Source organism: Bradyrhizobium sp. UFLA05-112, assembly GCF_053572325.1.
This window is the reverse complement of the sequence record NZ_JBANBK010000024.1, coordinates 24112-35519: the sequence shown is the minus strand read 5'-3', so window position 1 is coordinate 35519 and position 11408 is coordinate 24112. Positions and strand designations below refer to the sequence as shown.

The following is an 11408-nucleotide window of genomic DNA, read 5'->3' as shown; positions in this document are numbered from 1 at the left end:
AATGAACGAGCCGACCCATCAATCAATCAGGCATAAGACGGTGGTATTCCCGCAACGAGGTAAGCCCGATCATGATTGGGAGACAGATGTCCTCGTGGTCGGTAGCGGTGCAGCCGGACTGTCGGCGGCGCTCTATGCGGCAAAGGCCGGACTGCGCGTTATAGTTTGTGAGAAATCGCCGCGGCTTGGCGGGACGACGGCGCTATCGAACGGCATGATTTGGGTTCCTTGTTCGCCCCAGGCGCGGTCCGCGAAGGTTGAGGACTCGCTTGCGAAAGCGCGCACGTACCTGCAGCATGAACTTGGCAACTACTATCGGGCAGACTTTGTAGAGCCTTATCTAGAGGACGGTCCAACCGCGCTCTCAACACTTGAGAGCGGGACAGAGGTCAAATTTACCCTTGCGTCTGCCCCCGATTATCACTCGAACCAGGTCGGCGGAGTTGACAAGGGCCGGGCACTGAGCCCCGCCCCCTATGATGGAAGGCTTCTCGGCAGCGATTTCGACCTAATAGGCGACCCTATTCGTGTTGTGCTTGGGGGAATGATGATCTCCTCCGCAGAGGTGAGAAGCTTTTTGAACCCGTTTCAATCTTTCGCTTCGCTGAAGCATGTTTTGCGTCGGGTCAGCCGCTACGCGTGGGATCGGCTGAGTTACAGACGTGGCACTGAGCTCAGCGGGGGTAATGCCTTGATCGCGCGGTTGCTCGTGAGCCTGCGCAAGTATGGCGTAGAAATCTGGCCAGAGTCTCCTCTCATAGAACTCATCCAGGATGAGGGGCGCGTCATTGGAGCTGTCGTCAAGCTGATCGATTCTGAAATTCAAGTGCGCGCCTCGCATGGTGTCATCCTCGCAACGGGCGGCTTTGCTCGTAACGCGCGATTAAGAGCGGAGCTTAGCGGTGCGCATCAGCACAACAACACGCTGGCGCATCCCGATGTCACCGGTGACGGCATTGCCCTTGCGTCTAGGCTCGGTGCCGCGATTGACAGTGATGTCGCCTCTGCCGGTTTCTGGACCCCAGTGTCGATCCTGAACAGCGGCAGCCGCTCGCAAGTCGTCCCGTACGGCTGGCTAGACCGCGGTCGCCCCGGTGTCCTCGCGGTAGGGCCAAGTGCCAGACGCTTCGTCAACGAATCCAATTCGTATCACGATATCTGCCTGGCAATGTTCAAGAACGGATATCCGGCAGACAAGCGATTCTACTTCATCTGCGACCAGGACTTCGTCCGCCTCAGAGGCATGGGACATTTGCTACCCTGGCCCTGGACGTTAAGCATCGGGAAATATGAGCGGCTTGGCTATATCAAGGTAGGCCAGACGATTCGAGAACTCGCGAAGCAGATAGGACTAGACGCCGGAGAGCTTCAAAGGACGATCGAGGAACACAACGCACACGCTGCCGCGGGACGCGATCCGCTCTTCAACCGCGGTGAATCGGCTTTCAATCGCACGCTGGGCGATCCGGTGGTGGGAACGAAAAATCCAAACCTTGGACCGATCAGAAATGGGCCGTTTGTCGCGCTGCCGATCGTTCCCGCAACGCTCGGCACGGCGAGTGGATTGGCAACCGATACTTACGGAAACGTCTTGGACGAAAAGGGCAGGCAGATTCCGGGTCTGTATGCTTGCGGGAATGACATGACCTCGCCAATGCGCGGAATTTACCCCGGAGCAGGCATCACGATCGGTCCGGCCATCGTGTTCGCGTACCGCGCGGTCAACGGCATGTTGGTATCGGCTCAACATGGGCAAAAGGCTGCGGCTTCCGGAGCTTGACGGTCAAGTTCGCCGTTTCCGCTGGCAGACCGGTTCGTCTGCTTTCTCCCTAGACTTGAGCCGCTGTTGGAGAAATCCAGCAGCGGTTTTTTTTTGGCCGTCCGGCTGCCTCATCGGATCAGCGTGGTCACGGCGAGCGGTACCAGGACAGGCGTCACAATGCATTCATGCTCCTGCCGAGCCTCGAAAAGACGCCGGCGATCTCGTCCACTTGAAAGGCGCACGCCGTACTGATGCCCTGAACGAACAACTTCTTTGGCTCCGTCCTCCATTTGCCTGTACGCGTGGCTTGGCTCCCGCCTCGGCACCCCGCCGGTTCGCACGGGTCGGGCCTGTACCCGTTTTGGTCTCGTGTATCAAAAATGAATACGCGCCCAAGTTTCACGACCTGTTCTGCTCTTTAGCATATGTTCAGGGGATTGATGTCAGGATGCGTGCACTTCGGCTGGCTCGCCCCAGCTGCTGGCGTCGACGGCGATAAGTGAGTCCTCGGTCTCCTTGAACTTTCGACAACTCGTTGAACTCAGATTGCTTGGGTGTCGCGGCCTTCGGCTACTCGCCGTGACAAGGGTGCGGACCGATAAAGGTCGTTCACAAGTCGCGACGGCGGCGGACCGCTGACGAGGAGCTTCTGATGGAGAGTTTGGCGCCGGTCGCCAGGGTTGTCGCGGTTGCGCGCTGAAATAAATTCCCTCCAATGGCGACGGCAGGCATTGGCCGCTTTTTGGCCTTGGACGCAGTGCTATCAATAAACACGCGGGGCGCGGATGCGGATCATGGTGTTCGTCGCCACCCCCCGGGTACCTTGCCCCCTTGTCGGGTTTGTCGCTTCCAAGACACAGTGATGCTCGGCCAACGTGCCGTTCCCCGCTCGCAACTAAGCCATTGAATAGGATACAGAACGAGCTTCTCTGGGGCATTTCGCGCGCTTGGCACGACTCTTGAGTTTCTCTCTTTGGCACGGCCGCCGGAGCGGTCGAGCGGTCCTAGTCGTTGGTTCAGGAGTCATGACCTTCAGGTCATGCACGTCGACCCAGGGGTTAAATCATGGATCGTCTGGAATTTCTTCGGACGAAGATAGAGAAGAAGGAGCTGCCAACATACGTCTATGGCTATCCTTCGAAGCGCGCGTATAGGGCTTTCCCGCAACCACTCCGCATAACCGATGTTGCTGAGCAGGTTAGTCGCTCAAAGCAAATCAACATCTATATCCATATTCCCTTCTGTCGCTACCGATGCACCTATTGCACTCTCTTTCTTGCAACCCGCAATAGACGCGGGAGTCAGGAGTCTTATGTTGGTCGGTTGGTGGAGCACATTGCTCGATATGGAGAGTACTTCGGAGATCAAGAGGTCGTCAGTATCTATTTCGGCGGCGGCACTCCGACGCTGCTAACGGAGCATCAATTCGGCGAGCTATTCGCCGCCCTCGATACTGCATTTCCAAAACGAAGCCGGCGATGCGAGATTACGGTCGAGGGCGCACCGGATTCTTTCGACAATAATCTTATGGATTGCTTGCAGGCACTTGGCGCTAACCGAATGAGCATGGGCATCCAAAGCATGGAAGCCGGCGAGCTTGCGCACTCTGGTCGGCCATATTCGATTGAGATTGCAAGAGCGGCAATCGAGGCGCTCATCAAGCGCTTTTCCCACGTCAATCTTGATTTGATCTACGGCCTGCGTGGTCAAACCCGTGACTCTTGGCTCTTTTCGCTTGGTCGCGTGCTCGACTATGAGCCGCAGACGGTCTCTCTCTATCCCGTTGTTGTTCGTCCCATGACGAACGTCATTACCTCGAAAATGCATAATCCTGAATTATTCTTCTCTGAAGCGGAAAAGTATGAAGTCTACGATCAGAACGTTGCTTGGATGGCGTCCAAAGGCTACCGGCAAGAATCCTTCACACGTTTCACAAGGATGACTGGCGACCATGCCTACCGGCAGGAAGTGTCGGATTTCGAGGGAACGCCCCTGCTCGGATTGGGGGCTGGTGCCAGAAGCTACTTCGGCCAATATCACTGCGGCACGGATTATGCCATAGACGGGGGCACGGCTTCGCGCATCATCGACACATTCTCGGATCGTCCGTTCGATCCTGAGGCGATAGCATCACACGGAATCAAGTTGACGTCGGAAGATGTTGCGCGTCGTTACACTCTCCTTGGCCTCACATTGTCAGCTTTAAGCAGAAAGAATTACGCCGTGATATTCGGACGGGCGCTAGCGGACGATTTCGGCGAAGAACTCAAGGCGCTCGAGTCTTTGCAACTCATCAATTTGGCCGATGATGATGTTTGTCAGCTTACGCAAAAGGGGGTCAAATATTCGAGCATTATAGCTCGGATGTTTTACTCCGACACGGTGGTTAGACTTGAGGAACAATATCAGGCGGCGTGAGGTGCAGTATGGAAGAGATGGCGAATTCACCTTGCTGGTGGGATTCGGGCTACGCCGACCACAACGTTTCGTCTATGGGTGGTCCTAGCCCCGAAATCTTCGAGATCGCGCCAGCTCTCCGCTCGAAGAGCGTGGTTGTCGAGCTGGGGTGCGGCGAGGGGCGCAATGCTCTCTATTTGGCCCATTTTGATCATCAGGTGATCGCGAGTGACAGCTCTGAAGTCGCGATCTCCAAGTTGAATAGGCTCGCAGGTGAGCTTGGCGTAAACATTACGAGCGGTGTGGTTCTCGTTGAAGAGTTTCAGCCACCTGCTTACCTCGACGTCTTTATAGCGCATTCCGTATTGCATTTCACGGAACGGAGCGTCTGGAAACCCCTCATCACGGCCTTAATCGATCGGACTCGGCCTGGAGGATTTCATTGCTTCACCAATACTCTCGATCAACCAGACCATCCCGTTTCGAAGGAGAGTTTGGCGTCCGGTCACAAGAAGTCCTTCTCGCGGGGAGAGCTTCAAGCAATCTATGCGGAAGCCGACTGGGAGATTCTACGGTCTGACCATTACATTAAATGGGACTCGCATCCTGGCATTCCAATTCATTCGCACTGCATCGAGAAAGTTGTGGCTCGTAAGCCAATTGGATCTGAAGATCTCCCGCCAATGCGAGCTGAGCCCATCGACGCGGCCGGAATGATTCCTGCCGAACAATTTGATGACTTGAAACTGGGCACATCACGCGATGCCATAATTGAGATGCTCGGCTCGCCACCAGCCAGCCATGGAGTGGCGACTAACCGGAAGACGGTCGGCGGCAACAATCAGGGGGCCATAGCCGACAGCTATGTGCGCGAGGATATGATCTATGGCGATCACGGCCTCCAGTTTGTTAACGGAATGCTGACTGGCAAATATCGATATTTCACGCCCCCGAAGCGCTTGAGCATTCGGGAAGCTTAAACTCGGACGAAAGTTCTGATTAGGTAGCCTGCTAGCCGAAGCAAGTCTTTCGTCTGCTCTTCGTTTCCTGCCGGAGAACTTCCAACGTGCCATCATGGCGCCCGCCGCCCCCGCACAGGACTATCCAGGCCGCGGCTGAAAACGCTCCATGTCCTTTGTGGCGAGTGGCTAGACAGGCAAAAGCTTGCAGGAAATGCGCGCAGTAGCTGCAGCCCGGCTTAGGCACGCTGCTTGCTTCGTCCGAGGGAGCATTGCCGAAACTCCCCCCGGTGATGCAGGGGCGACCTGGCGCATCACATCGAGGCGTCGGCGCGTCAGGCCGCCCCGCTGCCTCGCTCTACTTCTGACACCCGCCAGTAGGAGAATATATGAAGGTGAACGCGCGGGCAGCCGCGGCTGCCGCGGCTCACTTGCCGGGCTGCGCACTTCGATCACGACACGTCATCCAAGTTCTCTGTGAAAGTGACAGGCGGTGAAGCCCACGTCTACGACTGCAATGCACATACAGCGCCTGGCCACGCATTGTCCTGGGCCGGCGCTCGTTCTTGCGCGGTCCACGATCGCGGTGCCGTTCCGGCCATTTGACAGAAGCCGAACCCGCGATTGTCGTATCCGCGACAATCTCGAAGGACATGTTGGAACGCGCGGCTTCACCGTGGTCGGCAGAACGAACCCATTTTGTTTGAAATATATGAACCCGAATTCGCAATTGGCGCGTAGTTTGCTACGGACCCCCGGTAACGGGACCCCGCCCATGAAAGTCGCTGCTAAGATCCAGGATGCACGCGCGCCAAGGCTCTTCGCATTGGTACTCGGCACGAACGAAATCGCTTCTGCTATCGCCACGAAGCTCACCGAAGCGAAGTTTGCTGTCGTAATGAGACACGATGCCTTTCCACCGGTGATCCGCCGCCGCATGGCATTTCACGACTCGCTGTTCGGCGAGTCGAGCGAAGTTGAGGGCGTCGTGGGCAAACGGGCCGATACGCTAGCGGAAATCACAGAGATTCACACCGAACCGAGCAGCGTGGCAGTGACCGAAATGCACTTCTCCGACGTCATTGCCTTGCGCTCACTATCCGTGATCGTGGATGCACGCATGCAGAAGCACCGAAGACCTCCCGATCTGCGCGGCTTCGCGCGGGTGACAGTCGGAATCGGGCCCGGCTTCGAGGTGGGCGTCAACTGCGACACCGCCATCGAGACCCATCCGATTGAGACTGGTGCAATAATCTCGCGAGGTGTCACCAAGCTGGCGGACGGCCGAGCCTGCGAGCTCGGCGGCGCTGGACGCGAGCGCTTCGTGTACTCGCCCCGCGATGGCATCTGGCGGACAGGCCTCGATATCGGCACGCTGGTGTCCAAGGGATTGCTGTTGGGTTGTCTCGGCGGCAAATCGGTCCAGGCTCCCATCGAAGGAGCGCTACGCGGTATTGCACGGGACGGCGCGCGCGTGCGGGAGGGCGTAAAATTGCTGGAGGTCGATCCGCGCGGACGCCAATCTTGCTGGACTGGCATGGATGAACGAGGGCGATCCATCGGATGCAGCGCCGTCGCGGCAATCGAGAAACTTATTTCGCCCCGACCGAACAATCGTCGATATTTTCGCCGATAGTTAGAGAGAGGTTACTTTTGGCGCACTCTTTGGCGTGAACCGCCGGTGTAGGCACCGGACAGTTCGTGCAGCAGGTAGCTTAGCACATCAATCTTTTCCGCATCCGAAGGCATTGGGCATACGGATGCTTTCCCCCTGCCGCTGCGCAGAACACTGAAGTGCCAGTCGCAATGCTCACAATCTTCTTCGCTATCATTTCCCTCCTTTACGCGACGGTTGGGCAGGCGGGTGGCACCGCGTTTCTTGCCCTTATGGCCTTTGCATCGTTTCCATCAACTCAGATGCGACCGACAGCATTGTTACTTAACATCGTTGCTGCCACGTATTCGACATGGCTCTTCAATCGCGGTGGTTTTATTGATTGGAAGAGATTGAGACCTTTTCTAACCGCCTCGGTGCCAACTGCTTTAATTGGAGGATTCACAATTCTACCCCCGCATCTCTATGATGCTATCACCAGCATTATCCTCCTTTTTGCTGCTGCCATCTTGATGATCGGGCGAGCCAAGAAAGCTATCCCTGACGGTGGCACGCCGTCATGGGGCGCAATTACGACAGGCGCCGGCATCGGCCTGGTCTCGGGGCTTACTGGCGTCGGTGGGGGCGTTTTCCTCGCGCCTATTCTTATTGCGATGCGGTGGGCTTCGCCCAAAGAGACAGCAGCTTTGTCTGCCCCCTTCATATGGGTGAACTCCGCAGTTGGATTGGTCGGCGCGATTTACGCCGGACAGTTGCCTTCACCTCAGGCATGGCTATACGCCCTGGGGGCTGTCGCAGGGGCGATGGTAGGGACCACGATTGGTCTTCGTTGGCTGTCGGAGACCACAACGCGCTATGTACTTGCTGCCGTACTTGGCGCCGCGGGGATCCAGCTTATGCTCTTTTCAACAAGATAACACCGTCAGATCGGTTCTTGGATCCATCCGGGACGTCGACCAAGGAACGTCTGCTTCTGATGCTGGAGAAGAATACGGTCGTGGCCGCCCACGTTCGCCGTCGGTCTTGCTCCACTCGCCGGCATCTGCCCGCGACCGCAACCGGGAAAGCGTCTCCTCATTTGGGCAAGATCGTTGCCGCCTGCTGCTTCTGTCTGCACCGCACTTCTGTTCGGAGGCGGCTAAAATGGCGCGCTTTGTGACGAAATCCGGCGAGACGAGGTCTACAAATCACCGCACGTACCGCAGTCGGCACTGGGATCGAGACGCCGTGGCTCATCCTCCTCCTCCTCTGTAGAGCAAACGATTATGCTGTGCTGGCCACCCACATAGTATTCGGCGGTTGCCTCACAATCCGCTTGCCCACGCGCATTCGCCTCGACAAGCGTAACGACAAGTTTCGCATCTTTTGTAAACCGCCGCGGACGTTATTTTGTCCTGCGCGAGTTCGAATGAGTCCAATCGCTCCAACCTTTCTGCTACAGGACTTTTTGCGCCCGCGCGCAGTTTTCTCATCAATACCTTTCCAAAAACGCAGTTTCTATGCGCGATCCGATGTCAATAATTCTCGAAATAACTCCACCCCGATCTAAAACGGCGGTTAGCAATGGGCGCAACTATAAAATGCAACCATAGAGAGAGAGACATGCAGGCAGCAATATTCGTTGCAGGGCTGATACTGGCAATCGGGCTCATCGGGCATGCAGAGGCACGTGGTGGCCACGGAGGCAGCCGCGTCAGCTACGGCGGAGGCCACCACACGAGCAGCCATGGCGGCCGCTTCCTGGGCGGCTCGGGCTCATCCCACCGCGGCGGCACCTACGTGAATTCTAGGACCAGCAACCGCTACGGCACCCACCAATAGGAGCAAGCGCAGTGGCTGACGTACAGGTGACCTGCATCAACAAGCAACCTCGCGATAATCCGCATGAGGGGATCACCCACCTTGGTGGTCCGGGATGGAAGGGGCCGCGGTCTCAGGTGATCCAATCAATCGAGTCTGGATCGAACACTTTCTTCACAACAGTCGGCGGGAAGCGAGCCGAGGTCGGCGTTGTTAATGGCCCGAACGGAAAATACGTACGGACCCACGCCGACGGCTATTACAATGATAACCTCTTGGCTTTGCCCGAATGTTCCTAAGCACTCATCTTTTGGCGAAGCAGATTTAGTTTTCTCTTTGACCTACGGCTTGCCCGCCTTTCCGATTGCGATTGGATATGTGCGTCGAGGACCTGATATGGACCGAGAGCCGCGGCGGCGGGGTAGGCTACTTCTCGAGCCGCCGTGCTGCGATCGCCGCCAGCGCGATCACGACGGCCGCCGCGGATTCTATCGCCTCTATGACACGGAGTTGTGGGTCGCAATCACGCTCGCCAGCAACAGGCCGTATCTGCTTTGCGGTAAAAGCGTCTCATTGGTCGTCGTCGGCGCAGAGTCTGACGTCCTTGGCGCAATCCGGAATTTGATCCTCAACTGCTCAATTGACGTGTTGCCTCAGGCGACTTTCAGCGTCTCGCCGCCGATTTCGCGATTGCAGGGGCAGAGTTCGTCGGTCTGCAGCGCGTCCAGAACCCGTAGCGTGTCCTTCGGGCTTCGGCCGACATTCAGGTTGGTCGCATAGACATGCTGGATCGTATTCTCCGGATCGACGATGAACGTGTAGCGATGAGCGACGCCCTCAGGCGAGCGCACGCCAAGGCCATCGACAAGCGTGCCTTTGGAGTCAGCAAACTGCCAGATGGGAAGGTGATGCAGATCCTTGTGCTCGCGGCGCCAAGCGAGCTTGCAGAATTCGTTGTCGGTTGAGCCGCCGAGCACGATTGCATCGCGATCGGCGAAGTCCTTCGATAGCCGGGCAAACTCGGTGATTTCGGTCGGGCAGACGAAGGTGAAATCCTTGGGGTAGAAGAAGATGATTTTCCATTTTTCGGGAAAGCTCTCTTGAGTCAACGTCTCGAACGCGCTCTGCCCCTTTTCTTCCTGCAGGTGAAAGCCCGGCTTCACACCCGTGACTTCGAACGACGGCAACTTACTTCCAATTCCAATCATGTGTGTCCTCTCGGGGTTGCGCGTGGAAGCGGTGGTCTGGCTTCATCGAAGCAATCGACATGCCACTCGATCTTGAGGTTTAGACTGGCTGAAATGCAACACAGGTTCTGATTGGTTTGAGAGTTCCGGAGAACCGATCGGGGAGGGGCCAGCACTTCGATGCTGTGGGGCGAGCCGGGTTGGAGGCCTGACGAAAACCTGCACATTCGAACGTCAACATCATCTGGTGAATGGAAGGCAGAGGATACCGCGAAGCGCTCGTGCATTCCCATTCGGGCGCATGTGTTGTGCCCTCATCCTGCTTTCTCTCTGGAAATACCGCTTGCTGCGATCTCGATGTGCTTGGACTTAGTCGAAACGACTTGCTTCAGGGGCCGCCTGGCGATCACGCGAGCGATCCGCGAGAAAGAAACGCTCTGCGAGGCTGTTCTCGGCATCGGTGATCGAGTCGTCGCAGATCGGTGACGCTCGCGAGGGACTTCAACTGCGGCTGCGGGAGTGTGGCACAGATTTGTACCCCACCAAAACAAGTAGGCGACAACATGCTACTTTGTGTAGCAATATGCTTTGCGCGCTCGGAACGAAAGAGTGTCCCACACCGCTGTGATTCGGAGCAGTTGGATGTGTCGTGCCGCTTCGATGGAACTGGAGTCCCAAGGTATTGTTCAATGCTTTGACTCCGGCGATGTTTGCTGCCGAACCATCTGTTGTGCGCGCGCGTTGGGACAAGTTGTGGCCGGATTTGTATACGGAATATGCGCGAGGCATTTGAAAGAAGAACTGTCCATTCGTAGCTTGATCGTTACCGACGAAGCTGAGGCATTCTTTGACGCCTGGGCTCTTTGTGCGCACACTGCCGACGGCAGCGCGCGCGTGCCGCTCGCTCGACTGCGTTAACTGGTTAACGCCACGTCTCGTCCGCCGGCTGTATCTTCAGGCGCGCAAAGTGCGAGCGCTGGAACCCAATGAGCGAGGATAACGCATGAACGGCAAGCGCATTCTGATGATCGTCGGGGATTTTGGTGAGGACTACGAAACAATGGTGCCGTTCCAGGCCCTGATCGCCGTCGGCCACACGGTTCATGCCGTCTGTCCCGGCAAGGCCGCAGGCGACACAATCGCAACGTCGATCCATGATTTCGAGGGCCAGCAGACCTACAGCGAAAAGCGCGGCCACAATTTCACGATCAATAACACGTTTACCGAAATCGATTGCTCAACTTACGACGCGCTCGTGATACCGGGCGGCCGAGCTCCCGAATACCTTCGCACCGATGAACGGGTGATCGATCTGGTCAGATACTTTTTCGATGCCGAGAAGCCCGTCGCCGCAATCTGTCATGCGGCGCAGCTCCTTGCGGGCGCCGGCGTGCTGAAGGGGCGCACCTGTTCGGCCTATCCGGCCTGCCGCGTCGAGGTCGAACTTGCAGGCGGCGTCTATGCCGATATCCCAATTGATGGCGCTGTGACAGGTCGCAATCTGGTCAGCGCGCCGGCTTGGCCGGCTCACCCGTCGTGGCTGTCGCAATTTTTTGCCGTTCTGGGGACGACGATCAGCCATTCCGGCATGCGCCGCGCCGCATGATCGTCCGGCTTGACGACGCCCGCCCAGTGGGAATGAGCGTAGGTACAGGCGCAGGGCAGGGTGATAGGCTGTGATCCGGCTG

The 11408-nt window shown here is 57.2% G+C and carries 9 protein-coding genes; 8 read left to right on the top strand and 1 reads right to left on the bottom strand.

The window, feature by feature from the left end; genetic code table 11:
- Position 1: 1 nt before the first annotated feature.
- The 7 genes from SO180_RS16245 to SO180_RS16215 all read left to right on the top strand — a co-directional run bounded on the left by SO180_RS16245 (position 2) and on the right by SO180_RS16215 (position 8832).
- The gene (locus tag SO180_RS16245) at positions 2–1780 is read left to right on the top strand and encodes an FAD-dependent oxidoreductase (RefSeq protein ID WP_449379844.1); all 1779 of its coding nucleotides are present in this window, start codon (positions 2–4) and stop codon (positions 1778–1780) included.
- 1047 nt (positions 1781–2827) lie between these two features.
- Positions 2828–4180, top strand: a complete 1353-nt coding sequence (locus SO180_RS16240; protein WP_449379843.1) for a coproporphyrinogen-III oxidase family protein — start codon at positions 2828–2830, stop codon at positions 4178–4180.
- Positions 4181–4188: 8 nt separating this feature from the next.
- The gene (locus SO180_RS16235; protein ID WP_449379842.1) at positions 4189–5139 is read left to right on the top strand and encodes a class I SAM-dependent methyltransferase; all 951 of its coding nucleotides are present in this window, start codon (positions 4189–4191) and stop codon (positions 5137–5139) included.
- A 754-nt stretch (positions 5140–5893) separates the two neighbouring features.
- The gene (locus SO180_RS16230) at positions 5894–6754 is read left to right on the top strand and encodes a xanthine dehydrogenase (RefSeq protein ID WP_449379841.1); all 861 of its coding nucleotides are present in this window, start codon (positions 5894–5896) and stop codon (positions 6752–6754) included.
- 170 nt (positions 6755–6924) lie between these two features.
- On the top strand, positions 6925–7650 hold the full coding sequence (locus tag SO180_RS16225) for a sulfite exporter TauE/SafE family protein (RefSeq protein WP_449379840.1): 726 nt from the start codon (positions 6925–6927) through the stop codon (positions 7648–7650).
- 685 nt (positions 7651–8335) lie between these two features.
- Positions 8336–8554, top strand: a complete 219-nt coding sequence (locus tag SO180_RS16220; protein WP_449379839.1) for a hypothetical protein — start codon at positions 8336–8338, stop codon at positions 8552–8554.
- An 11-nt stretch (positions 8555–8565) separates the two neighbouring features.
- Complete coding sequence (locus SO180_RS16215; protein WP_449379838.1) at positions 8566–8832, top strand: DUF3892 domain-containing protein; 267 nt, start codon at positions 8566–8568, stop codon at positions 8830–8832.
- 354 nt (positions 8833–9186) lie between these two features.
- On the opposite strand, the gene SO180_RS16210 is transcribed toward SO180_RS16215, so the two are convergent.
- On the bottom strand, positions 9187–9741 hold the full coding sequence (locus SO180_RS16210) for a peroxiredoxin (RefSeq protein ID WP_449379837.1): 555 nt from the start codon (positions 9739–9741) through the stop codon (positions 9187–9189).
- A 982-nt stretch (positions 9742–10723) separates the two neighbouring features.
- Between SO180_RS16210 and SO180_RS16205 the strand changes: the two genes are divergently transcribed.
- Positions 10724–11326, top strand: coding sequence for a DJ-1/PfpI family protein (locus tag SO180_RS16205; protein ID WP_449379836.1), 603 nt, complete (start codon positions 10724–10726; stop codon positions 11324–11326).
- The last annotated feature ends 82 nt before the right edge of the window (positions 11327–11408 follow it).